Origin of the sequence: Streptomyces sp. PA03-5A (assembly GCF_033792725.1) — a bacterium.
Classification (GTDB): Bacteria; Actinomycetota; Actinomycetes; order Streptomycetales; family Streptomycetaceae; genus Actinacidiphila.
In genome coordinates this window covers 97,169-120,470 of sequence record NZ_JARAVL010000010.1, presented here as the reverse complement: position 1 = coordinate 120,470, position 23,302 = coordinate 97,169, and the positions used below count along the sequence as shown (strand labels likewise).

The 23,302-nt window shown below is 73.0% G+C and carries 19 protein-coding genes and 1 pseudogene; 3 read left to right on the top strand and 17 right to left on the bottom strand.

Annotated elements, in window-relative coordinates; translation table 11 throughout:
• Positions 1-5: 5 nt before the first annotated feature.
• The 13 genes from PV410_RS14740 to PV410_RS14680 form a co-directional block, all read right to left on the bottom strand.
• Positions 6-854, bottom strand: a complete 849-nt coding sequence (locus tag PV410_RS14740; protein ID WP_500324648.1) for a TatD family hydrolase — start codon at positions 852-854, stop codon at positions 6-8.
• Complete coding sequence (locus tag PV410_RS14735; RefSeq protein ID WP_500324647.1) at positions 854-1,489, bottom strand: EboA domain-containing protein; 636 nt, start codon at positions 1,487-1,489, stop codon at positions 854-856. The genes PV410_RS14740 and PV410_RS14735 overlap by 1 nt, the downstream gene beginning before the upstream one ends.
• Positions 1,486-2,343, bottom strand: a complete 858-nt coding sequence (locus PV410_RS14730) for a sugar phosphate isomerase/epimerase family protein (protein WP_500324646.1) — start codon at positions 2,341-2,343, stop codon at positions 1,486-1,488. Before PV410_RS14730 ends, PV410_RS14735 begins: the two co-directional genes overlap by 4 nt.
• Complete coding sequence (locus PV410_RS14725) at positions 2,340-3,566, bottom strand: SCO3242 family prenyltransferase (protein ID WP_500324645.1); 1,227 nt, start codon at positions 3,564-3,566, stop codon at positions 2,340-2,342. The genes PV410_RS14730 and PV410_RS14725 overlap by 4 nt, the downstream gene beginning before the upstream one ends.
• Positions 3,563-4,717: an inositol-3-phosphate synthase gene (locus PV410_RS14720; RefSeq protein WP_500324644.1), complete on the bottom strand. Its 1,155-nt coding sequence runs from the start codon at positions 4,715-4,717 to the stop codon at positions 3,563-3,565. The genes PV410_RS14725 and PV410_RS14720 overlap by 4 nt, the downstream gene beginning before the upstream one ends.
• Before the next feature lie 94 nt (positions 4,718-4,811).
• Positions 4,812-8,531, bottom strand: coding sequence for a ThuA domain-containing protein (locus PV410_RS14715; protein ID WP_500324643.1), 3,720 nt, complete (start codon positions 8,529-8,531; stop codon positions 4,812-4,814).
• Between the two features lie 294 nt (positions 8,532-8,825).
• Entirely contained in the window at positions 8,826-9,830 is a 1,005-nt protein-coding gene (locus PV410_RS14710) for a sugar phosphate isomerase/epimerase family protein (RefSeq protein WP_499515840.1), read from the bottom strand.
• Between the two features lie 28 nt (positions 9,831-9,858).
• A complete protein-coding gene (locus tag PV410_RS14705) occupies positions 9,859-11,073 on the bottom strand; it encodes a Gfo/Idh/MocA family protein (RefSeq protein ID WP_500324642.1) in 1,215 nt (404 codons plus the stop codon).
• A 49-nt stretch (positions 11,074-11,122) separates the two neighbouring features.
• On the bottom strand, positions 11,123-12,160 hold the full coding sequence (locus PV410_RS14700) for a substrate-binding domain-containing protein (RefSeq protein WP_500324910.1): 1,038 nt from the start codon (positions 12,158-12,160) through the stop codon (positions 11,123-11,125).
• Between the two features lie 85 nt (positions 12,161-12,245).
• On the bottom strand, positions 12,246-13,283 hold the full coding sequence (locus tag PV410_RS14695) for an ABC transporter permease (RefSeq protein ID WP_499515838.1): 1,038 nt from the start codon (positions 13,281-13,283) through the stop codon (positions 12,246-12,248).
• Positions 13,283-14,824 carry a sugar ABC transporter ATP-binding protein gene (locus PV410_RS14690; protein WP_500324640.1) on the bottom strand — a complete coding sequence of 514 codons (1,542 nt, stop codon included), beginning with the start codon at positions 14,822-14,824 and terminating at the stop codon, positions 13,283-13,285. Before PV410_RS14690 ends, PV410_RS14695 begins: the two co-directional genes overlap by 1 nt.
• A 101-nt stretch (positions 14,825-14,925) precedes the next feature.
• Positions 14,926-16,107: an ROK family protein gene (locus PV410_RS14685; RefSeq protein ID WP_500324639.1), complete on the bottom strand. Its 1,182-nt coding sequence runs from the start codon at positions 16,105-16,107 to the stop codon at positions 14,926-14,928.
• Positions 16,108-16,399: 292 nt separating this feature from the next.
• Positions 16,400-17,581 (bottom strand): ROK family protein, encoded by a 1,182-nt coding sequence (locus tag PV410_RS14680; RefSeq protein ID WP_500324908.1) that lies wholly within the window; start codon positions 17,579-17,581, stop codon positions 16,400-16,402.
• Positions 17,582-17,834: 253 nt separating this feature from the next.
• Here PV410_RS14680 and PV410_RS14675 point away from each other — a divergent pair, with 253 nt between their 5' ends.
• The 3 genes from PV410_RS14675 to PV410_RS14665 all read left to right on the top strand — a co-directional run bounded on the left by PV410_RS14675 (position 17,835) and on the right by PV410_RS14665 (position 20,474).
• Positions 17,835-18,635 (top strand): alpha/beta fold hydrolase, encoded by an 801-nt coding sequence (locus PV410_RS14675; RefSeq protein WP_500324637.1) that lies wholly within the window; start codon positions 17,835-17,837, stop codon positions 18,633-18,635.
• Positions 18,636-19,132: 497 nt separating this feature from the next.
• Positions 19,133-19,927 (top strand): oxidoreductase, encoded by a 795-nt coding sequence (locus PV410_RS14670; protein ID WP_500324635.1) that lies wholly within the window; start codon positions 19,133-19,135, stop codon positions 19,925-19,927.
• A gap of 121 nt (positions 19,928-20,048) precedes the next feature.
• Positions 20,049-20,474 (top strand): nuclear transport factor 2 family protein, encoded by a 426-nt coding sequence (locus PV410_RS14665; protein WP_500324633.1) that lies wholly within the window; start codon positions 20,049-20,051, stop codon positions 20,472-20,474.
• A 70-nt stretch (positions 20,475-20,544) separates the two neighbouring features.
• Here the strand turns inward: PV410_RS14665 and PV410_RS14660 are convergent, their stop codons facing one another.
• The 4 genes and pseudogenes from PV410_RS14660 to PV410_RS14645 all read right to left on the bottom strand — a co-directional run.
• The gene (locus PV410_RS14660; RefSeq protein WP_500324632.1) at positions 20,545-20,898 is read right to left on the bottom strand and encodes a WhiB family transcriptional regulator; all 354 of its coding nucleotides are present in this window, start codon (positions 20,896-20,898) and stop codon (positions 20,545-20,547) included.
• 104 nt (positions 20,899-21,002) lie between these two features.
• A complete protein-coding gene (locus tag PV410_RS14655; protein ID WP_500324630.1) occupies positions 21,003-21,878 on the bottom strand; it encodes a LysR family transcriptional regulator in 876 nt (291 codons plus the stop codon).
• A gap of 77 nt (positions 21,879-21,955) precedes the next feature.
• A complete protein-coding gene (locus PV410_RS14650) occupies positions 21,956-22,855 on the bottom strand; it encodes an NAD-dependent epimerase/dehydratase family protein (protein ID WP_500324629.1) in 900 nt (299 codons plus the stop codon).
• Positions 22,856-22,925: 70 nt separating this feature from the next.
• Positions 22,926-23,162: pseudogene (locus tag PV410_RS14645) on the bottom strand (gfo/Idh/MocA family oxidoreductase); the annotation flags it as partial.
• Between the last annotated feature and the right edge of the window lie 140 nt (positions 23,163-23,302).

Below are 23,302 nucleotides of genomic sequence, written 5' to 3'. Positions count from 1 at the left end.
CCTCCTCATTCCCCGCCGCGGAGGATGGAGTTGCCCTCGTGCAGGTCCGCGGGGGCCGGGACGTCGAGCTGCAGCTTGCCGCTGCGGCCGTAGAAGGCGACGGGGTTGCGCCACAGGACCTGGTCGACGTCGTCGGCGGTGAAGCCGGCGGCGAGCATCGCGTCCGCGGTCCTGCGGGTCTTGAGGGGGTCGCTCTTCCCCCAGTCCGCTGCGGAGTTGACCAGCGTCTTCTCGGTGCCGTAGGCCTTCAGCACGGCGACCATGCGGTCCTCGTCCATCTTGGTGTCGGGGTAGATGGAGAAGCCCAGCCAGCAGCCGCTGTCGGCGGCCTCCTTCACCGTGGTCTCGTTCAGGTGGTCGAGCAGGACGTGCTCGGGGTCGAGCGCGGACTCGCGGACGACGTCGATGGTGCGGCGCATCCCGGTGAGCTTGTCGCGGTGCGGGGTGTGGACGAGGGCGGGCAGTCCGTGGTCGGCGGCGAGCTGGAGCTGGGTGGCGAGGGCGGTGTCCTCGGCGGGGGTCATCGAGTCGTAGCCGATCTCGCCGACGGCGACGACGTTGTCCTTGACGAGGAAGCGGGGCAGCGCGTCGAGGACGGGGAGGCAGCGCGGGTCGTTCGCCTCCTTGGGGTTCAGGGCGACGGTGCAGTGGTGGGCGATGCCGTACTGCGCGGCGCGGAAGGGTTCCCAGCCCAGGAGGGAGTCGAAGTAGTCGAAGAAGGACTCGGGGCAGGTGCGGGGCTGACCGAGCCAGAAGGAGGGTTCGACCAGGGCGCGGACACCGGCGGCGTACATGGCCTCGTAGTCGTCCGTGGTGCGGGAGGTCATGTGGATGTGGGGGTCGAAGATGCGCATCAGGACTCCTCCGTCCGGGACGTCAGGGCGAGGGCGCGGTGGAGGTCCGCGGGGACGGGCCGGCCCGCGGCGGTGCGTTCCGCCGCGTAGTCGCCGAGCATGCGGGCCAGTTCCGCGTCGCCGCGTGCCCGGTCCTCGAGCCGGGCGGCCGCGTCCACCGGCACTCCGGTGAACAGGCATTTGAGGAGGGCGTGACGCCAGGTGTGCGGGTCGAGGTGCTCCGCGGCGTAGGGGCCGACGGCGGCGGCGACGAGCCGCGTGTCGTTGGTGCGCAGGGCGTCCTCGACGAGGGGCACCCCGTCGGCGGGGGCCGGCGCGAGGTGCGGCAGCGCGAGGAGGACGGCGCGGCGCTCCGCGGCGGTGCCCTGCCGGTACAGGCGGGTCAGCGTGGCGGCGTCGGCGCGGGCCTCCCGTAGGAGCAGCACGCGGGCGGCGTCGGCGTGCTCCTGGCCGCAGTGGCGGCCCGCGGAGGCGAAGCGCTGTTCCCAGGCGGGCACGGAGGAGGGTGTGGTGGGGGTGTCGTCGTCCGTGGTGCCGTCGCGGGCGGCTCCGGCTTCGGCAAGGGCCGCGTCGAGCCAGGCGCCGGCGGCGTCGCCGAGCCGGCCCTGGAGGCCCTCGCGGGTGGGTGTCGTCATGCCGTGGCTCCGTTCGCGGGGGTGTGGGAGCGCAGGAAGTCGAGGGAGGTGCGGGCGAGTTCGGGTCCGGCGTGGGAGTGGCGGGGAAGTTCCACGACGGTCAGGCCCTCGTAGCCGGTGTCCGCCAGGGCCTGGAGGACGGGCGGGAAGTCGATCTCCCCGTGGCCGAAGGGGAGGTGTTCGTGGACGCCGCGGCGCATGTCCTCGATCTGGACGTGGCGGAGCCAGGGGGCGGCCTGTTTGACGCAGTCTGCGGGGGGCGCCGGTTCCAGGCACTGGCAGTGGCCGATGTCGAGGGTGAGTCCGAGGGGTTCGGGGTCGCCGAGCAGGCCGCGCAGGTGGTGGAAGTCGTCGAGGCACGCGAGGAGGTGACCGGGCTCGGGCTCGACCGCGAGCGGGACCCCCGCGGTGGACGCCGCGTCCAGGACGGGTGCGAGGGCGCCTTCGAGCCGCTGCCATGCGGTTGCGGACGACGTGCCGGCGGGCGTGATCCCGCTGAAGCAGTGCACGGCGTGGGCCCCGAGGTCGGCGGCGACCTGGACGGCGCGGACGAGCAACCGGGTGCGGGCGGCGCGGGCGTCGGGGTCCGGGTCGAGGAGGGAGGGACCGTGCTTGCGGCGCGGGTCGAGGACGTAGCGGGCGCCGGTCTCGACGGTGACCTCGAGGCCGAGCGCGGACAGCCGTCCCGCGAGGCGCCGGGTGCGGGCGGCGAGGTCGGGTGCCAGCGGGTCGAGGTGCATGTGGTCGAGGGTCAGTCCGACGCCGTCGTAGCCCAGGTCGGCGAGGAGGGAGAGGGCGTCATCGAGGCGGAGGTCGGTGAGGCCGTTGGTTCCGTAGCCGAGGCGCAGGCTCATGTGGGGCTCACCTTCCTGGCGACCCGGCGGGCTACGGGGCCGAGGGCGAGGACGGCCGCCGCGGATGCTCCCGAGCCGGAGCGGGCCGCCAGGGCGGCCTGCAACGGGATCATGGCGCGGATCCCGCCGCCGACCGCGCGCTGGGTGAGCTGCGGTGACGGGTTGAGAGCCGCGTGCAGGAAGGGGGTGAGCGCCGTGCCGGCGTAGGCCGCGGAGGCCAGTGCCGTCAGGACGTGGGGCAGGGCCGGTGGTTGCTCCGTCCTCGGGGCCGGTCGCCCGCGCCGGCCACCGCCCGACCCGTGCCGGGCAGTGGCCGACGGCGGGCGTGTGGACGCACGCAGGTGGTGCAGCGTCCGGGCGGCGTCGGCCGTGACGGCGGCGATCGCCGTGGTCGTGACCAGCGCTGTGAGCGGTGCCCTGCTGGAGCCGCCCTGCGTCTCGTTGCGGGAGACGGTGGTGACCGCGTAGGTGTGTGCGCCGAGCAGGGCGGCGTGGGGCAGCGCAGCGGCGAGCGCCCGGGGACGGGTGGCCGCCGCGCCGAGCACGAGGTCGAGGGCGCGTGCGGTGGCCATGGCGGCCGGTCCCGCCGCCGTGTGCTTAAGACGCAGGTCGTACGCCCAGACCGTCGCCGCGAGGGTGGTGGCGAGGGCGAGCGGGGCGCGTCCCGCGCGGGCCGCGAGCGCCAGGCCGGCCGCGGTGAGCGCCCCGGCGGCCGTCAGGGCGGCGGCTGGGCTGATCCGGCCCGAGGGGAGGGGCCGGTGGGGGCGGTCGACGGCGTCCTCGTCGCGGTCGGCCCAGTCGTTGAGCGCCATGCCCGCGTGGTAGAGGCACAGCGAGCTGCCGATGGCGAGGAACGTGCCGCGGCGGGGACCGCGTCCCGTCGCGGCGGCGCCCGCGAGGGCGTCGCCCGGGACGGTGAACAGGGCGGAGACGCGCAGGAGTTCGGCCCAGTCCCACAGCCGTGGGGCCGGTGCGGGCCGTTCCGCCTCGGCGTCGCCGGCGTCGTCGGCGCTCCCGGGCCCGGCGGGCCGGGCGTCGTCGCACCCGCCCGGGGCGGCCCCCTCCTCCGCCCCGGGCCGGTGGGTGCCGCGCGCCGCCCCGCCCCGCGGGACGGTGTCGTGCACCGTGCCGCGCGCTGGGTGGCGCGCGGCGAACGCCGTCACGACGCCGAGGGCCGCCACGACGGCCAGGGCCCGCAGCCGCCCCGCTCCCGGTGCCCTCACCGGGACTCCCCCAGCCTCACGGCGAGGGCCAGCAGCTCCCCGTACTGCTCGGAGAGCGCCGCGGGGGCGCCCGGGTCGGGGTCCTTGAAGTAGAAGCCCAGCTCGGGGAGGGGTCCGCTCAGACCGGCCTCCTGGGCGCGGGCCGCGAAGCGGGCGAGGTCGAGGACGAGCGGGGCGGCGAGGGCGGAGTCGCATCCCTGCCAGGTGGTCTGGAGGACCATGCGGGTGCCGAGGAAGCCGTCGAAGGCGATGTGGTCCCAGGCCGTCTTCCAGTCGCCGAGGGCGGGGACGTCGTCGATGTGCACCTCGCCCTCGGGGGCGGCGCCGAGGGCGTCGGCGAGGACGCGCTCCTTGCCGGCGTTCTTCGCCGCGGCCGCCGCGGGGTCGGCGAGGACCGCCCCGTCGCCGCCGCCGAGCAGGTTGGTGCCGGACCAGGCCCGTACCGACAGCGCGCGTTGCACGAACATCGGGGCGAGGACGGAGCGGAGCAGGGTCTGCCCCGTCTTGCCGTCCCGTCCCGCGTGAGGCAGGCCGCGGGCGGAGGCCGCCTCGGCGAGGTCCCGGGTCCGTATCCCGGTGGAGGGGGTGAAGTTCACGTAGGCGCATCCGGCCTCGATCGCCGCCGCCGCGTAGAGGGAGCTCGCCGGGAGGCGGTCGCTCCCGGGCTCGGGAACGGGCTCGGTGGAGGCGACGTTGACGACGACGGTCCGCGCCAGGTCGTGGCGGTGGGTGAAGGCGGTGATGTCCGCCGCGAACGCCGCGATCAGCTCCTCGTCACCGCGGGTGTCGCCGGGGAGCGGGCCGCCGGTGCGGATCTCGGCGTCGGCGGCGGCGAGTTCGGCGCGGAGCGCGGCCGGCAGGCCGTACGGCAGCACGCCGCCCTCCGCGAGCTGTTCCGCCCGCTTGCCCAGCGGGCAGGCGGCCGTGTCGTGGCCGCCGAAGACCAGGGAAGGGAGTGGTGGAAGGCCGGCCGAGGCGAAGGGAGCGGTCTCGCTCACCATGCCCGTCGCGGGGTGGAGCCCGGCGGTGATCGCCGCGCATCCCGCGACGGCGGTGGTGGCGACGGAGCCGCGGGCTCCGATGAGCCACACTCCGGTGCGTGCGGGCGACCGGTGGTCCGATGCCGGTGCCGGGGCGGGGGGGTTCGTCACGGCTGCCTCCCTGGTGCGAGTGGTGGGGGGCGGCGGGCGGGGGCACGGCGTCTCCCCGCCCGCCGCCGGCTCGTGGGTGCCGGCAGGGACTGCCCTACGAGGAGGGAAGTTCCTTGATCTGTACGTTCCGGAAGGACACCTGGTCGTCGGCCCCGTGGTTCTGCAGGCCGATGTAGCCGTCCTTCAGGCTGCGGGCGGGGTCGGTGTTGGTGAAGTCGTTGATCTTGACTCCGTTGAGGAAGACCTGGAGCCGTTCACCCTGGACCTTGATCTCGTAGCTGTTCCACTGGCCCGGGGGACGCAGCACCTGGTCGCGGGCCTTGAGGTTGGCCGACTTGAAGCTGTAGACGGAGCCGGTGGTGCGGTCGGGGGCGTCGGAGGCGTCGATCTGGATCTCGTAGCCCTTGTCCACCGCTGACCAGGGGTCGTCGGAGGCCGGGAAGCCCACGAAGACACCGGAGTTGTCGTCGCCGTCCATCTTCCAGTCGAGCTTCAGGGAGTACGCGCCGTACTGCTTGGCCTGGTACCACAGCAGGCCCATGCCGCCCTCGGTGCGCAGTTCACCGTCGACGACGTTGAACTTGCCGGGGCCCGCCTGCTTCCAGCCCTCCGAGGTGTACCCGTTGAACAGGTCGCGGTAGCCCGTCTGCGGCTTGCAGTCGGCCTTGACCTGTCCGACGGCGTAGCGCAGTCCGCCCAGGAGGTGCTGGCGGAAGGCCGGCTCGGCGTAGGACTCCTTGGTGTGCCCGAGACCGGTGTAGAAGGAGCGCCCGGACTGGTAGGTCTGGCACCACGCGATCGGGTGGTCGCCCTTCATCGTGCCGCCCTGGTAGGTGGTCTCGTCCAGGGTGGCGAGGACGCGGGCCTGGCCGCGCGGGTTGGTGCGGTAGTTGTACCACTCGTCGGTGCGCTCCCAGCCGGCCTCGTCGAGGTGCGCGGTGGCGGGGTGCGTGTGGTCCTCGGCGCGGACGGTGGCCTTCTGGATCTGCGGGTGCCCCTGGAAGTAGGCGCCGACGAGGCCGCCGTAGAAGGGCCAGTCGTACTCGGTGTCGGCGGCGGCGTGGACGCCCATGTAGGCGCCCCCGCCCTTGACGTAATTCTCGAACGCCTGCTGCTGATCGGCGTTGAGGACGTCACCGGTGGTCGACAGGAACACCACCGCGTCGTAGCGCGCCAGGTTGTTGCTGGTGAACTGACGCGGCTCCTCGGTGGCGTCGACGGTGATGTTGGCGGTGGCGCCGAGCTCCTTCAGCGCGGCGACGCCGGTGGGGATGGCGTCGTGGCGGAACCCGGCGGTCCTGGAGAAGACCAGGACGCGCTTGGCGGCGCGGTCTGCCGGGACGTTGGAGAGCTCGAAATCGTCGAGGTCGTAGAGCGCCCCGGAGCCGCCCTTGAAGACCAGGAACAGCTCGGTGGTCTTCTTCGGCACGGCGCGCAGCGGTACGTCGATCTCCTGGAAGGTCTCCCAGCTGCCGGTCACCGGTACGGGGGCGGAGCCCAGGATCGGGCCGGTCGCCGAGCCGGTGCGCACCTCGAGGAAGCCACCGGAGCCTCCGGAGGAAACGCGGGCGGTCAGCCGGACGGAGCCGGTGAGGTTGTAGGGCTTGAAGGAGATCCAGTCGCCGTCGTCGATGTTGCCGACGGTGCGGCCGCCGTGGGCCTCGGCCTTGTCGAAGAGGTCGACGCCGGACGAGCCCGTGAAGTGCTCGGCCTGCCGGTGGCGCGGCTGCAGCTGCGCCTGGTCGTGGCCGGTCAGCGCCTCCTGGCCGCCGCCCCCGCCGTCGGTGTACTCGGCGTCGATGACGCCGAAGATGTTGGCGTTGGGGTCGTGGCCGCCGTCGGCGGAGGTCTTGATGGCGCCGGAGCAGCCGTTGACGGAGGTCACGGGGTGGCCGTGGCTGTCGTGGCCGAGGACGTAGGTGACCTTGACCTTGGAGCAGTCGACGGTCCCGTCCTCGGGGTCGGTGACGGTCACCTTGAACGGGATCTCGTCGCCGAAGCTGAACAGGGCCCCCTCGGCGGGTAGTTCCAGGGTCACCTTGGGCGCGGTGTTGCCGACGACGACCTGGACGCTCGCGGTCGCGGTGCGCCCGGTCGGGTCCTTCACCGTGAGGGTCGCGGTGTAGGTGCCGTTCGTACGGTAGGTGTGCGCGGGGTCGGCCGCGGTGGAGGTGCCGCCGTCGCCGAAGTCCCAGCTGTAGGCGAGCGTGTCGCCGTCGGGGTCGGTGGTGCCGGCCGAGGAGAAGGTGACCTTCAGCGGTGCGGTGCCCGAGGTCTTGTTCGCGGACGCCTCGGCGCTCGGGGAGCGGCCGTCGGTGGCGTTCTCGATCCGGTAGAGGGCGGAGTGCTCGTCACCGCCGAACCAGGCGGTGCCGTAGTCGAGGACGTACAGCGCGCCGTCCGGGCCGAAGGCCATGTCCATGATCTGCGTGCCGGTCCAGGGCACGTCGTTGATGGACTGGACCGTGCCGTCCTCGCCCTGGTCGATGCGCTTGATCCAGCGGCGCCCGAACTCGCCGGCGAAGAAGTCGCCGTCGTAGGCCTCGGGGAACTTCACCGGGGAGTCCAGTTCGGGGTCGTACCGGTAGACCGGGCCACCCATGGGGGACTCGGAGCCGGAGCCGAACTCGGGCACGGAACCGCCGTCGTAGGGGATCCACGCGGCCTGCGCGGGCGGCAGGTCGGTCAGGCCCGTGTTGTACGGCGAGTCGTTCTTCGGCGCGGCGCAGTCGAAGGTCGCGCCGGACTGCCCGGTCGCGAAGTCGTAGTCGACGTACGGGTCGTTGTCGCCGGTGCAGAAGGGCCAGCCGAAGTTGCCGGCCTTCGTCACGCGGGCGAACTCGACCTGGCCGCCGGGGCCGCGCTTGGGGTCGGCCGCGCCGGCGTCGGGTCCGTAGTCGCCGACGTAGGCGATGCCGGTCTTCTTGTCGACGCTGAAGCGGAACGGGTTGCGGAAGCCCATGGCGTAGATCTCGGGCCGGGTCCTGTCCGTGCCCGGGGCGAAGAGGTTGCCCTCGGGGATCGTGTACGAACCGTCGTCGGCGACCTTGATCCGCAGCAGCTTGCCGCGCAGGTCGTTGGTGTTGCCGGAGGTGCGGCGGGCGTCGTAGGCGGGGTTGCGGCCCGGGCGGTCGTCGATGGGCGCGTAGCCGTCGGAGGCGAAGGGGTTGGAGTCGTCGCCGGTCGACAGGTACAGGTTGCCCTGGGCGTCGAAGTCGATGTCACCGCCGACGTGGCAGCAGATGCCGCGGGTCGTGGCGACGTCGAGGACCTTCTTCTCGCTGGCGTTGTCGAGGGTCCAGTCGGCGTTCAGCGTGAAGCGCGAGAGCCGGTTGACGCCGTCGAACTTGGCGAAGTCCTCGGCCGTCCCCTGGTCGGGGGCGTCGCCTGCGGGGGTGTCGAGCGGGGGCGCGTAGTAGAGGAAGATCGCCCGGTTCTCGCTGAAGTCCGGGTCGATGCCGACGCCTTGGAGGCCCTCCTCGTCGTGCGTGTAGACGGGGACCGTTCCGATCACGGTGGTGGTGCCGGCGGCGTCGGTCCTGCGCAGCTCGCCGTCGCGCGAGGTGTGCAGCACGCTGCGGTCGGGCAGGACCGCGAGGGACATGGGCTCGCCCGTCTCGGGCTCCCCCTTGGCGAGGGTGACCTGCTGGAACTCCTCCGCCGCCGCGGCCGCGGGCTCCGTGTCGAGGGGCCGGGCCGAGGCGCCCAAGGGGGCGGAGATGACGAGGGACGTGGCGGCGAGGAGGCCGCCGGTGAGGAGCGCGAGTCCCTGCCGGAATCGGGTTCTGGATGCTCCGGGCCGTTTTCTGTGCACGTGTGTCCTCCGGGAAGGTCGTACGGGCGGATGCAGCTGCCGTGCGGAAGATCCGGGGACCGGCGTGCGCCGTCACGCTGGTCGGGTGCCGCTCAGGACCGGCCTCGTGTTTCAGGCCTGTGTCCTGTACACCTCAGGGACGGTAGCCGGGTTCGTCCCGGACCGAAAGGCCTTGCGCGGTGAATAAGTTGAACTTTCTCCAGCGCCAGGACAAAGCCGGGCCCGGGCAGCCCGACAGGCCCGGCGGCGGCGGCCGCCGGGCTGCGGGATGTGTGCTGTGACCTGCGGTGACGCCTAGTCGTTGCCTCCGAACGCGGCGTCGAAGGACGCCGCGGGCGGATCGAAGTCGTACCGCTTCAGGAGGGAAAGCGCTTCCGGGGCGCCCGCGAGGCGGTCCATCCCGGCGTCCTCCCACTCGACGGAGATCGGGCCGTCGTATCCGATCGACCGGAGCATCCGGAACACGTCCTCCCACGGCACGTCGCCGTGCCCGGCCGAGACGAAGTCCCAGCCGCGCCGCGGGTCGCCCCACGGCAGGTGGGAGCCCATGCGCCCGTTGCGGCCGTCGAGGCGCTTGCGGGCCTCCTTGCAGTCGACGTGGTAGATGCGGTCCTTGAAGTCCCACAGGAACCCGACGGGGTCGAGGTCCTGCCACACGAAGTGGCTCGGGTCGAAGTTCAACCCGAAGGCCGGCCGGTGGCCGACGGCCTCCAGCGCGCGGTGCGTGGTCCAGTAGTCGTAGGCGATCTCGGCCGGGTGGACCTCGTGGGCGAAGCGGACCCCCTCGGCGTCGTAGACGTCCAGGATCGGGTTCCACCGCTCGGCGAAGTCCTCGAAGCCGCGCTCGATCATCCGCTCCGGGACCGGCGGGAACATGGCGACCAGGTGCCAGATCGAAGAGCCGGTGAAGCCGATGACGGTGCGCACCCCGAAGGCGGCCGCGGCGCGCGCGGTGTCGGCCAGCTCGCGCGCGGCCCGCTGCCGGACGCCCTCCGGCTCACCGTCGCCCCAGATCCGGGCGGGCAGGATCCCCTTGTGGCGCTCGTCGATCGGGTTGTCGCAGACGGCCTGTCCGACCAGGTGGTTGGAGACCGCCCAGCACTTCAGGCCGTACTTGTCGAGCAGCGCCCGCCGCCCGTCCAGGTAGGCGGGGTCGGCCAGGGCTTTGTCGACCTCGAAGTGGTCGCCCCAGCAGGCGAGTTCGAGCCCGTCGTAACCGAAGTCGCGGGCGAGCCGGCAGACCTCCTCCAGGGGCAGGTCGGCCCACTGGCCGGTGAAGAGGGTGAAGGGTCGTGGCACGGCAAGGGCCTCCTCGATACGGGCGTGGTCAGGCGGGGACGTGGGTGTAGACGGCGTTCTTCTCGGCGCTCTCCTCCACCGCCGCCAGGACCCGCTGCACCTGCAGCCCGTCGGCGAACGACGGCGCCGGGGCGACCCCTTCGGCGATCCCGAGGACGAGGTCGCGCGCCTGGTGGGTGAAGGTGTGCTCGTAACCGAGCGCGTGGCCGGGCGGCCACCACGCCTCCAGGTACGGATGGCCCGGCTCGGTCACCAGGATCCGCCGGAAGCCGGCCGAGTCGGCGGGCTCGGTGTGGTCGTGGAACGACAGCTCGTTCAGCCGCTCCAGGTCGAAGGCGAGCGAGCCGCGCTCGCCGTTGATCTCCAGCCGCAGGGCGTTCTTGCGCCCCGAGGCCATCCTCGTGGCCTCGAAGGAGGCGAGCGCCCCCGAGGCCAGCCGCCCGGTGAACAGCGCCGCGTCGTCGACGGTGACCGGCCCCCGCCGGGTGCTCCCGGAGCCCGACAGCCCCGACGACGTGCCGGCCAGCTCGGGCCGCTCCCGTACGAACGTCTCGGTGAGCGCCGAGACCCCCACCAGGTGCTCCCCCGCCAGGTACTGCGCGAGGTCGACGGCGTGAGCGCCGAGGTCACCGAGCGCCCCGGAGCCCGCGTACTCGCGCTTCAGCCGCCAGGTCAGCGGGAAGTCCGGGTCGACGAGCCAGTCCTGGAGGTAGGTCACCCGCACGTGGCGGATGGTGCCCACCCTCCCGTCCGCGATGAGCCGGCGGGCGTAGGCGACCGCCGGCACCCGCCGGTAGTTGAAGCCGACCATGGCCACCTGGCCGCGGGCGGCCGCCAACTCGGCCGCCGCGGCCATGGCCTCCGCCTCGGCGACCGAGTTGGCCAGCGGCTTCTCGCACAGGACGTGCTTGCCCGCCTCGAGCGCCGCGATGGCGATCTCGGCGTGGCTGTCCCCGGGGGTGCACACGTCCACCAGCTGGACGTCGTCCCGGTCCACCAGTGCCCGCCAGTCCGTCTCCGCGGCGGCCCAGCCGTGCCGGGCGGCCGCGGCCCGCACCGCCCCCTCGTCCCGGCCGCCGATCGCGGCCAGGACGGGCCTCATCGGCAGGTCGAACACGCGGCCCACGGTGCGCCACGCGTGGGAGTGGGTGGCGCCCATGAAGGCGTAGCCGACCATGCCGATGCCGAGCGCCGGCGAAGCGGCCCCTGCCTCACTGTCTTCCTTGCCGGCCATATCAGCCATGCCGTTGCTCCTCGTCGGTTGCTCGGTTCGGACGGGCGGGGCGGATCTGTTAGATGAAGCCCGTCGGCAGGTACTCGTCGACGTTCTCCTTGGTGACGACGGCCGAGTACAGGGTGATCGACGCGGGGATCTCCAGCTCCGACAACCCGCCGACGCCCTTCTTCTGTCCGAGCGCTCGGGCCAGGTCGATGGCGGAGGCGGCCATGGTGGGCGGGTACAGGACGGTCGCCTTCAGCACGCCGTTGTCGGCCTTGATGGCGTCCATCGCCGACTTGGACCCCGCGCCGCCGACCATGAAGAACTCGTCACGGCCCGCCTGCGCGATCGCGCGCAGGGCACCGACGCCCTGGTCGTCGTCGTGGTTCCACAGCGCGTCGAACTGCTTCTGCGCCTGCAGCAGCTGGGCCATCTTGGCCTGGCCGGTCTCGACGGTGAACTCGGCGGCCTGCCGGGCCACCTTCCTGATGTTGGGGTAGTTCTTCAGAGCGTCGTCGAAGCCCTGGGTGCGCTGCCGGGTCAGCTCCAGGTTGTCGATGCCGGCGAGCTCGACGACCTTGGCGTCCGGCTTGTCCTTGAGCTGCTCGCCGATGTAGCGGCCGGCGTTGAGCCCCATGCCGTAGTTGTCGCCGCCGATCCAGCAGCGGTACGCCTGCGGGGAGGCGAAGATCCGGTCCAGGTTGATCACCGGGATGCCGGCCTTCATGGCCTGCAGGCCCACCTGGGTGAGGGCCTTGCCGTCGGCCGGCAGGATGACCAGGACGTCGACCTTCTTGTTGATCAGCGTCTGGATCTGCCCGATCTGGGCGGCGGTGTCGTTGGAGCCCTCGGTGATCTCCAGCGTCACCTCGGAGTACTTCGCGGCGCGGTCCTTGGCGTTCTGGTTGATGGCGTTGAGCCAGCCGTGGTCGGCCTGCGGGCCGGCGAAGCCGATCGTGACCGGCGTGCCGGGCTTGTCGTCGGCGGCCGGGGCCTTGGTGGCGGCCGTGCCCGCCTTCTTCGGCTCGTTGCTGGTGCAGGCGGTGAGGGCCGCTCCGGCGGAGACGGCGGCGGCGCCGAAGAGCAGTCCTCTGCGGCTGGTGACCGGGATTCGTGGCATGGCGGTGAAACCCTCCGGGATAGGGCGGTGCGGGGCGCGTGCGGGTTGTCGGGTGGAGCGGGGGCGACGGGCTGTGTCAGCCGTCGCCGTTGCGCACGGTGCTGCGCTGGACCAGGACGGCGGCCACGATGATCGCTCCCTTGGCGATCTGCTGGACGGCGCTCTCCAGGTTGTTGAGGGCGAAGATGTTCTGGATGGTGATGAACACCAGGACGCCCAGGACGGAGCCGACGATCGTGCCGCGGCCGCCGCTGAGCAGCGTGCCGCCGATGATCGCCGCGGCGATGGCGTCGAGTTCGTAGAGGTTTCCGTTGGTGTTCTGGCCCGAGCCGGACAGGATGATCAGCATGAAGGCCGCGATGCCGCAGCACAGCCCGGACAGCAGGTAGAGGTAGAGCCGCTGCCGGCGGACGTCGATGCCGGCGAGGCGGGCCGCCTCCGCGTTGCCGCCGACGGCCACGGTCCGGCGCCCGAACGTCGTCCGGTTCAGCACCAGCCAGCCGATGACGGTGACCCCGGCGAAGACCAGCACCAGCGGCGGGATGCCGAGGACGTAGCTGGCGGGAAGGCCGAGGTCGAGCACCGAGTTCACGGTGACGATCTGCGTCTTGCCGTCGGTGAGGTACAGGGCGAGCCCGCGTGCCGAGGCGAGCATGGCGAGGGTCGCGATGAACGGCACCATGCCGCCGTAGGCGATGAGCACCCCGTTGACCAGCCCGCAGCCGACGCCGACGACGACCGCGGTGAAGAGGATGCCCGCGAAGCCGTACTCCTGGGTGGCGAGGGTCGTCGCCCACACGGAGGAGAGCGCGACGATCGCGCCGACGGACAGGTCGATGCCCCCGCTGGTGATCACGAAGGTCATGCCGACGGTGACGACACCGATGACGGACGCCTGCGTGAGCACCAGTTGGAGGTTGGAGACGTCCAGGAAGGCGTCGGGCTGTGTGATGCCCCCGACCAGGACGAGGGCGGCGAGGACGCCGAGCAGGGACAGGTTGCGGACGTCGGCGTGGAGCCCCAGCGCCGGACGCCGGCCGCCGCCCTTCGTGACGGGGGACGCGTCCGCGGGCGGCGTCGGTGCCTGCGGGGCCTGGGAAGCGGGCTGTGTCATCAGCTCGGGCTCCCTTCCATGACGAGGTCGAGTACGCGGTGTTCGTCCAGCTCCGTCGCGGGCGCCGTGTGCACGACGCGTCCCTCACGGAGTACCAGCACCCGGTCCGCGAGCCCCAGGACTTCGGGGACCTCGCTGGAGACGAGGAGTACGGCGAGCCCGTCGTCGGCGAGCCGGCGGATCACCGCGTACAGCTCGGCGCGGGCGCCGACGTCGACGCCCCGGGTCGGCTCGTCGAGCAGCAGGACGCGGCAGCCGCGCAGCAGCCAGCGGGCCAGGACGGCCTTCTGCTGGTTGCCCCCGGACAGGGTGCGCACCCGGGCGTCGGGGTTGTCGGGCCGCAGCGACAGCGACCGGGTGGACTCCTGTGCGGCCCGTCGTTCCTCCCTGCGGTCGAGCCAGCCAGCCCGGGAGAAGCGGGCGAGCGTGGACACCGACACGTTGCGCGTGACGGACTCCAGCATCAGCAGTGCCTGCGCCTTGCGCTCCTCGGGCGCCAGTCCCAGACCGGCGCGGACGGCGGAGCGGACGCTGCCGGGTTTGAGGGGCCGGCCGTCGACGGTCACCCGGCCGGCGGTGGGCTTCCTGGCACCGTAGAGCGTCTCGAGGATCTCCGACCGTCCGGAGCCCACGAGTCCGGCGAGCCCGACGATCTCCCCCGGGCGCACTTCCAGGTCCACGGCGGCGAACTCGCCGTCGCGGGCGAGCCCTTCGACCCGCAGGACGGGATCGCCGGAGCGCGGTCCCGCGGGACGCGGCGGAAAGACGTACTCGACGTCACGGCCCGTCATGAGGGCGACGATGTCGCGCGTGGGCATCGACTTGGCGGGGAGTCCGCCGGCGACCGCGCGGCCGTCCTTCAGGACGGTGACCCGGTCGCCGACGCGGCGGATCTCCTCCAGCCGGTGGGAGATGTAGACGACCGCGACGCCGTCTGCGGTCAGCTGCCCGACGATGCGCAGCAGGTTGTCGGTCTCCTCGGGGTCCAGCGCGGCGGACGGCTCGTCCATGACGATGAGGCGCACGTCGTGGGAGAGCGCCCGGGCCATCGAGACGATCTGCTGCTGGGCGGCCGAGAGGTCACCGACGCGGCGGGCGGGGTCGATCTCGGGGTGGCCGAGCCGGCGCAGCAGGACGGCCGCTTCACGGCGTGCGTCGCGTCCGCGCACGACGAAGCCGGCGGTGGTCGGTTCGTGGCCGAGGAAGACGTTCTCGGCGACGGACAGCCCCTCGACCAGGTCGAGTTCCTGGTAGATGGTCGCGATGCCGAGCCGCATGGCGGCGATCGGCGACTTCAGCGACACCGGTTCCCCGCGCCAGGTGATCTCCCCGCCGTCGGGCTGGTGGGCCCCGGCGAGCACCTTGATGAGGGTGGACTTCCCCGCGCCGTTCTGGCCGAGGAGGCAGTGCACCTCGCCGGCCTGGACGTCCAGGTCGACGCCGTCCAGGGCGCGGACGCCGGGGAAGGACTTGGTGATGCCGGACATGGTGAGCAGCGGCGCCGCTGTCGCGGGCGGCGGTGCCGGTGGTTGTGGTGCCATGACGATCCCCTCGGCGGGTGCGGGTGACACGTGCGCGTGCGGAGCGTGCAGTGGAGCCGGTGGTGCCGTGGTGCCGGTGGAGCGCTTGGCCGGTGGGGGGATCAGGCCGGGGAGAACACGTGGTCGCTGATGAGCCGGGCCGCGCCGATCACGCCGGCGGTGGGGCCCAGTTCACCCAGGACGATGGGAAGGTTGCCGGTCGCCAGGGGCAGGGACTGGCGGTAGACCTGGCTGCGGATGCTGGCGAGCAGCGTGTGGCCGAGGCCGGTGACGCCGCCGCCGATCACGACCAGTGCGGGGTTGAAGAAGCTGACGAGCCCGGCGATGACCTGCCCGACGCGGTTGCCCCCCTCGCGGATGAGTTCGAGTGCCGCCGCGTCACCGACCGCGGCAGCCGCGGCGACGTCGACGGCGGACAGCTGACCGGCCGCCTCGAGCCGGGCCGCGAGGGCGGCGGACCGCCCTGACCTGGCCGCCTCCAGGGCGTCCTGGACGAGCGCGGCGCCGCTGAAGTGGGCCTCCAGGCAGCCCTTGTTGCCGCAGGCGCAGGCGCGTCCGTCGGCCTCGACCCTGATGTGGCCGATGTCGCCGGCGCTGCCCGTCACACCGCGGTGCACCTCTCCGCCGACGACGATGCCGCAGCCGATGCCGGTGCCGATCTTGACGCAGAGGAAGTCGCCCACGGAGCGCGCGACCCCGGCGTGCTGCTCCCCCATGGCCATCAGGTTCACGTCGTTGTCGACCATGACGGGGCAGCCCAGTTCCTGGCTGAGTGCCTCGCGGACCGGGAAGCCGTCCCAGCCGGGCATGATCGGCGGGGCGACGGGGACGCCCTCGGGGAACCGCACCGGCCCCGGTACCCCGATGCCCGCGCCGTCGAAGCCTTCGGCGAGGCCGGCGGCCTTGAGTTTGGCGGCCATTTCGAGGATCCGCTCGAAGACGGCGACCGGTCCCTCACGGACGTCCATCGGGTGGTTGAGGTGGCCGAGCACCTCCAGCTCGGCGTTGGTGACGGCGACGTCGACCGAGGTGGCGCCGATGTCGACGCCCAGGAAGCGCAGGCCCGGGGCGAGCCTGATGTTGTGCGAACGCCGCCCGCCGCGCGAGGCGGCCAGGCCGTCCGCGACGACCAGACCCGTCTCCAGCAGCCGGTCGACCTCGACGGCGAGCTTGGAACGGGACAGGTCGATCTGGTCCCCCATCTGGGCACGGGAGTTGGGACCGCCGTCACGGAGCAGCCGCAGGAGCCGCGCCTGATGCGCGTTGGCGGGTCGAGCTGTCATGCGTCTCATGTGCCCCTCACCTCCCCCGGCCGTCGGCATGGGGATACCGGACCGGCGTCGGCCGGTCCCGCTCCGTCAGGCTTTCGATGGGAAAGTAGCAGCGCCCGTCCAGTGGGGGAAGAAGTTGCGCAGGAATCAGCAAGGTCTTTTTCCGGTTCCAGGACAAAGTCCGGAAGAGGTCAACTCACCTGCGGGCAGGGGGCGTGGGCGCGCCCGGAACGGCACGCACGGAGACGACGTGGCGAACCGGGGGTGGGACGGGCCCGTCACGGCGGACGGTGCCCGCCGTCGGTCACACCGGCGAGAAGACGTGGTCGCTGATCAGGCGCGTGGCCCCGACCACGCCCGCGGTCGGGCCGAGTTCACTGAGGACGATCGGCAGGTTGCCAGTGGCCAGCGGCAGCGACTGGCCATACACCTGACTGCGGATGCTCGCCAGGAGGGTGTGCCCCAGACCGGTGAGACCGCCGCCGATCACGACGAGTCCGGGGTTGAAGAAGCTCACCAGGCCGGCGATGACCTGGCCCGTGCGGTTGCCGCCCTGCCGGATGAGGTCGAGGGCGGCACCGTCCCCGGCCGCCGCGGCGGCCGCCACGTCGGCGGAGGTGAGCGTCCCGGCAGCGGCCAGCCGGTCGGCGAGCGCCGCCGATTCCCCGGCGGCCGCCGTGGCGGCCGCGTCCCGGGCCAGGGCGCTCCCGCCGAAGTAGGCTTCGAGACAGCCGCGGTTGCCGCAGGCGCAGGAGATGCCCCCCGGCACCACCTGGATGTGACCGATGTCCCCGGCGCTGCCGGTGACCCCGCGGTAGACCTGCCCGCCCACGACGATGCCGCAGCCGATGCCGGTCCCGATCTTGACGAAGAGGAAGTCCCGCACGGAGCGGGCGACCCCGGCGTGCTGCTCCCCCAGCGCCATGAGGTTCACGTCGTTGTCGACCAGGACGGGACAGCCGAGTTCCTGGCTCATAACCTCCCGGACGGGGAACCCGTCCCAGCCGGGCATGATCGGTGGGGCGACCGGCACGCCGTCGGGGAACCGCACCGGCCCGGGCACTCCGATCCCCGCCCCGTCGAAGCTCTCCGCGGCGCCGGTGGCGCGCAGTTCGGCCGCCATCGCCAGCACCTGCTCGAACACGGCGACGGGCCCCTCGCGCACGTCGAACCGCGCGGCACGGTGGCCGAGCACCTCCAGCTCGGCGTTGGTGACGGCGACGTCGACCGAGGTGGCGCCGATGTCCACGCCCAGGAAGCGCAGCGAGGGCGCGAGGCGCACGTTGTGGGAGGGCCGTCCGCCGCGGGAGGCGGCGAGGCCGTCGGGGACCACGAGGCCCGTCTCCAGGAGGCGGTCGACCTCGACCGCCAGCTTGGACCGGGAGAGTTCCACCTGGTCGCCGAGCACGGCCCGCGACTGCGGGCCCGCGTCGCGCAACAGGCGCAGCACTCGCGCCTGGTGCCCGTTCGCCGGACGGGCCGTCATCCGTCTCACGTCGCGCCTCTCCCTCGCCGGTGATCCTCGGGTGCGTCTCGTCACCCTCCGGACGGGGCCACGACTGGACCGGACCGTACCACCGGGGTGGGCGGCCGGGAAGAAACCGCCGAAAGGCACCCGGAGGCCCCTTCTCCGGGCGGCACCGGGGGGCGCCGTTTGCGGGCGCCCGCCGCGTCCGGCAGGGTGCGGGGCGACGGCACGCGGCACGGCTGCCCGCGTCGGGAGGGGGAAGGGGTTCGTGATGACGTGGTCCCGGATGACCGTGGTCCGCGACGGCGTACGGCTGGAGTGCCGGGACCTGCCCGGTCCGGGGCCGTCGGCGGTCCTGCTGCACGGCCTGGCCGGCCATGCGGGCGAATGGGACGAAACGGCGGGGTGGCTGAGCCGCCGTCATCGCGTGGTCGCGGTGGACCAGCGGGGGCACGGCGCCTCCGAGCGGCGTCCCGGGGACGTCTCCCGCGCGGCCTACGTCGCCGACACCGCCGCCGTCATCGCGGAGTCGGGGACCGGGCCGGCGATCCTGGTGGGCCAGTCGCTCGGCGGCCACACCGCGATGCTGACCGCCGCGGCCCGTCCGGACCTGGTCCGGGCCCTGGTGCTGGTCGAGGCGGGTCCCGGCGGCCCGAACCCGGACGTTCCGGGGGACATCGGGGCGTGGCTGGACTCCTGGCCGGTGCCCTTCCCCTCGGTGGAGTCCGCCGCGGCCTTCCTCGGCGGTGGCCCGGTCGGCAGGGGCTGGGCGGAGGGCCTGGAACGGCGCGAGGACGGCTGGTGGCCGCGCTTCGACCGGGACGTGATGGTCGCGTCCCTGCGGGAGAACGCGGAGCGGGACTTCTGGTCGGAGTGGGAGGCACTGCGGTGCCCGACGCTGGTCGTCCTGGCCGAGAGGGGGATCATCGGGGCCGAGGAGGCCGAGGAGATGTGCCGTCGGCAGCCGCGGGCGGTGGCCGTCGGCGTTCCCGGGTCGGGCCACGACCTCCATCTGGAGCGCCCGGACGCGCTGCGCCAGGCGATGACCGCTTTCCTCGACGGGCTCGGATGACGCGGCCCGCCTGACGGGAGCGGGCGGCCCGGTGCGTCACCCCCGTCTCCTCCGGCATCGGCGTCATGCCGCCGGCCAGCATGCTGCGGCAGCTGAGCGCCACCGGATCGCGCAGGCCGGTCACCGTGCTCCACCACGACCGCACACCGTGGACGCACCCACCGCGCTTCGAGGTGGAGGAGTGCGTCGGCGGCTCGGCGGCCGGCTGCACGTCTGGTACGAGGACCCGGCGGGGGCACCGCCCCACGCCCGCCAGGGGGCGCCCGACCTGTCGCAGGCGGCGGTGGCGCCCGGAACGCGCGCCTACCTGTGCGGACCGACCTCCTTCACCAGGGCACTGCGGCCCAGGCTGGTGCACGTCCCCGTGGGGCGCGTCACGCCGGGCCGGAATTACTTGATCGGACGATCCAGATTGGTTTAGCCTTCAACCATCGGCCCGGAACGCGCCATCACGACCGGGCCCGAGATCTGTATCAATCAATCAAGAAAGGCTCGCCATGGACCTGCACCTCAAGGACAAGACCGTCGTCGTCACCGGAGCCAGCCGGGGCATCGGGCTCGCCACCGTCCGCGCCTTCGCGGAGGAGGGCGCGCGCGTGGTCGCCGGCGCCCGCAGCCCGGGGGCGGGCCTGGCGGAGCTCGCCGGGTCGTACGACGTCGTGCCGGTGGCCGGGGACCTCGCGACCCAGGAAGGCGTCCAGCGACTGGTCGCGACCGCGGTGGAGCGGTTCGGCGGGATCGACGTCCTGGTCAACAACGTCGGCGCCGTCCAGCCGCGGCTCGGGGGCTTCCTGTCGGTCACCGACGAGGACTGGCTGGCGACCATGAACCTCAACCTCATGAGCGCGGTGCGGGCCTGCCGCGCCGCGCTGCCCGGACTGCTGGAATCCCGCGGGGCCGTCGTCACGGTCAGCTCGGTGAACGCCTTCCTGCCCGACCCCGGCGTGATCGACTACACCGCGTCCAAGGCGGCCCTGACCAACTTCTCCAAGGCGCTGTCCAAGGAGGTCGGCCCGCTCGGGGTCCGGGTCAACTCGATCGCCCCGGGGCCGGTGTCCACCGACATCTGGACCGGCGAGAACGGGATGGCCGACCAGGTGGCCCAGGCCATGGGCAAGGACCTCGACAGCGCGGTCGCGGAGCTCCTCGCGGGCCTCGGCGGTCTCGCCACGGGACGTCTCACCACGCCGGAGGAGGTGGCGGACCTCGTCCTCATGCTCGCCAGCGACCGCACCGGGAACGTCACCGGAGCGGACTTCACCATCGACGGCGGCCTGATCAAGACCCTCTGAGACCCGCGCCGTTGGACAGTCCGCGGACAGCCCGGCGAGCGGGTCCACGACTCCCCTATGCTCGCCTACGATCCGACAACCTTCCCAACAGTTGATCCTTGAATCACCTCAGGAGATCGCCATGCCCGAGACACCCGGATCCGGGACCTCGGCCCCACGCGAGGTCGCCGAGGCGATGTACGACGCGATGCTGCGCTCCGACCGCGACACGCTGACGGCCATCGCCTCCCCCGAGATCCGGATCCGGGTGACCGAGGCCCTTCCCCACAGCGGCACGTATTCCGGACCGGCCGGTTTCGCCGCGTTCTTCAGGAAGACCTTCGACCTGATCGAGAGCCGCATCGAGATCGAGCGGCTCTTCGAGGCCGGCGGCCAGGTCGTCGCCGTGGGGCGGACCCAGGGCACCGGACGCGACACCGGCCAGGCCTTCGACTCCGCGGTCGTGCACGTCTTCACCGTCGAGGAGGGCAGGATCGTCGGGTTCGACGCCTACGTCGAGGACCGGCCCGTGACCGCGGCGGTCAAGCGCGACGGGGCTCCGGCCTGAGGAGCGATCCAGCGGTCGCCGCGAGGCCGACGGGCCGGGCCCGACGGGCCCGGCCCCCCTGCTCCGGTGCTCAGGCCGAGGCCTGCCGCGGACCCCGCTCGTAGGCCTGGCGAGCCGTCCGCAGCAGGGTGCGCCAGGAGGTCACGGTGGGGCGGCGGCGCAGCAGGGCGCGGCGCTCACGCTCCGTCATACCGCCCCAGATCCCGAACTCGGTACGGTTGTCGAGGGCGTCGGCCAGGCATTCGGTGCGCACGGGGCATCCGCCGCACACGGCCTTGACGCGCTTTTGGGCGGCGCCCTGGACGAACAGCACGTCCGGGTCCTCCATCCGGCACATGGCCTGCGCTCCCCAGTTCTCCACCCAGACGTCGGACTCGCCCGCGATGCCCGTCGGCCCCGGCTCCCCCACCACGTCAAGCTTCATCGGCGTCTCTCTCCCGCTCCGCCGCCCCGTCGCGCCTTCGCGCGGGGCTTCTCCTCTCGTCCCCGTGCCCTCAGTACGGAGCGGGTGCGGAAACCGTTCAGCGGTCAGGCGGACGAGTCGGCGCGAGCGACGGCGATGTCGGCGAACTCCTCGATGAGCGGGTCGTGCCGGGTGCCGTCCCAGGCGAGGAACACGCGGTTGGGACCGATGTCCTCGATCGCGACGTGGGCGATGTCGGCGCGGGTGTAGTACGTCGCGGTGGAGAGCGGCAGCACGACGACGCCGCGGCCCGCCGCCACGCTCTCCAGCTTCTCCTCGACGGAACGGAAGCCCGGGACGGCCGGCCGCGGCTGCGGGTCGGCGAGCTCGCGCGCGATGTCCCGCCACTCGGGGACGGCGGCGGGATCCTGGAGGAGGTGCTCGCCGGCGAGGTCCGCGATGCGCAGGGCGGGCTTGCCCGCGTAGGGGTGGTCCGCGGGCAGGACGGCGACGCGGGGTTCGGCGAGGAGGCTGCGGGTCGCCAGGCCGCGGGTGTCGACGGGCATCCTGACGTAGCCGACGTCGACGCGTCCGTCGAGGATCACTTCCGTCTGGTCGTCCCAGTTCGTCCTGACGACGTCGACCGACAGGTCCGGGTGCCGGCGGGAGAGTTCCCGCACGGCACTCGTGACGATCAGTCCGGGCATGAAGCCCACGGTGAAGGAGGCGAGGCCGCGGGCCGCCCGGACGGCGCGCCGGCGGGTGGCGTCGGCGGCCGCCAGGAGCGGTCCGGCGTCGGCGAGGAGTTGCGTGCCGGCCGGGGTGAGCTCGGTGCTGCGGCGGTCACGGGAGAACAACAGCACCTTGAGTTCGTTCTCCAGCGCCCTGATCTGCCGCGACAGCACGGGCTGCGCGATGTGCAGGCGCTGCGCCGCCCTCCCGAAGTGCAGCTCCTCGGCCACCGCGACGAAGTAGCGCAGCTTGCGCAGATCCAGATCCACGGGCCCCTCCTCGCCTGCTCACCGGGACGGACACCTCCGAGCGTATCCGCCCGGCCCGCACTCCTCAGCGGAGAGGCTCAGGGGCGGGCGAGGTCGGCCGCGAAGTCGAGCCGGGAGGGACGCCAGCCCAGCTCCCGGCGGGCCCGGGCGCCGGTGAGCCGCTGGTCCAGGGCGAAGGCCTCCGCGATGGGGCCCATCCGCTCCTCGGCCTCAGCCGCGGTCAGGTGCCGGACCGACCCGGGATGGCCGATCGCCCGGCCCACCGCGTGGGCGATCTCCGCCTGGGTCGGGTGGAGGTCGCTGACCCCGGCGTACACCGAGCCGGGCGCGGCGTTCAGGGCCAGCGCGTAGAGCTCGGCGACGTCGTCGACGTGCACGGTCGACCAGTGGTTGGCGCCGTCGCTCACGCAGGGCACGGAGCCGGTCTCCCGGCCCGGAGCCGCATAGAAGGCCTCGACCAGTCCGCCGTTGCGGCCGTGGACCAGGCCTGGCATGACCACGACCGGCCGTTCGCCGGTCGCGGCCCGGGCCAGCACGCGCTTCTCGTTCTCCAGCCGCCAGGCGGTGAGGCGCGGCGGGGACAGCGGGGCGTCCTCGTCGGCCACGCCGTCGGTGTCGCCGTAGACCCACGCCCCGCCGGTGTGCACGTAGGGCCGCGGCCCGGCGCCGTCCTGCAGTGCCTCGGCCGCCGCCCGGTCGACCTCGGCGGTGTCGGGACCGTAGTGCTGGCCCAGGTGGATGACCCCGTCGGCGGCGCGCGCGGCGGCCCGCAGCACGTCCGTATCGGTCAGCTCCCCCCGCACGGGGGCGGCCCCGAGGTCGCCGACGACCCGGGCCGAGTCCTCGGTGCGCGCCAGCGCGACGACCTGGATCCCGCGGCGCACCAGGGCCTCGATGGTGGCCCGTCCGATGTAGCCGGAGCCTCCGGTGAGGAAGACCTTCATGACGCTCGCCTCTCTCGTGGTGTCCTGTGACACCTCCGAGTCTTCTGGCGGGGCGGGCACCGCGTCCAAGACCTGTTCCCCGCCCTGTGATACCCGCCGGGCATCAGCGCACGGCGGCGTCGATGAGCTCCTGCAGGCGCAGTCCCCGTCGCGCGTCGAGCTCGCCCGCACGGCCGGAGCGCACGGCGGCGGCGAACTCGGCGCGCAGCACCGGCCAGCCCTCCTCGTGGTCGATGGCGGAGGTGTCGTAGACGAGCTCCCCACCGGGGCCCAGGAGTTCGATCCGGGTACGCGGCTTCGGCAGCCGGACGCTACCGGAGAGGGAGGACTGGCTGACCGCCCGCGGCGGGCACCGCGTCCAGGACCTGTTCCCCGCCCTGCGATACCCGCCGGGCATCAGCGCACGGCGGCGTCGATGAGCTCCTGCAGGCGCAGTCCCCGTCGCGCGTCGAGCTCGCCCGCACGGCCGGAGCGCACGGC

Coding starts and splice junctions, on each gene's coding strand:
- PV410_RS14695 (WP_499515838.1), bottom strand. CDS start 13,283: ATGACACAGCCCGCTTCCCAGGCCCCGCAGGCACCGACGCCGCCCGCG.
- PV410_RS14705 (WP_500324642.1), bottom strand. CDS start 11,073: ATGGCTGATATGGCCGGCAAGGAAGACAGTGAGGCAGGGGCCGCTTCG.
- PV410_RS14740 (WP_500324648.1), bottom strand. CDS start 854: ATGCGCATCTTCGACCCCCACATCCACATGACCTCCCGCACCACGGAC.
- PV410_RS14685 (WP_500324639.1), bottom strand. CDS start 16,107: ATGACAGCTCGACCCGCCAACGCGCATCAGGCGCGGCTCCTGCGGCTG.
- PV410_RS14735 (WP_500324647.1), bottom strand. CDS start 1,489: ATGACGACACCCACCCGCGAGGGCCTCCAGGGCCGGCTCGGCGACGCC.
- PV410_RS14675 (WP_500324637.1), top strand. CDS start 17,835: ATGACGTGGTCCCGGATGACCGTGGTCCGCGACGGCGTACGGCTGGAG.
- PV410_RS14665 (WP_500324633.1), top strand. CDS start 20,049: ATGCCCGAGACACCCGGATCCGGGACCTCGGCCCCACGCGAGGTCGCC.
- PV410_RS14670 (WP_500324635.1), top strand. CDS start 19,133: ATGGACCTGCACCTCAAGGACAAGACCGTCGTCGTCACCGGAGCCAGC.
- PV410_RS14680 (WP_500324908.1), bottom strand. CDS start 17,581: ATGACGGCCCGTCCGGCGAACGGGCACCAGGCGCGAGTGCTGCGCCTG.
- PV410_RS14730 (WP_500324646.1), bottom strand. CDS start 2,343: ATGAGCCTGCGCCTCGGCTACGGAACCAACGGCCTCACCGACCTCCGC.
- PV410_RS14690 (WP_500324640.1), bottom strand. CDS start 14,824: ATGGCACCACAACCACCGGCACCGCCGCCCGCGACAGCGGCGCCGCTG.
- PV410_RS14660 (WP_500324632.1), bottom strand. CDS start 20,898: ATGAAGCTTGACGTGGTGGGGGAGCCGGGGCCGACGGGCATCGCGGGC.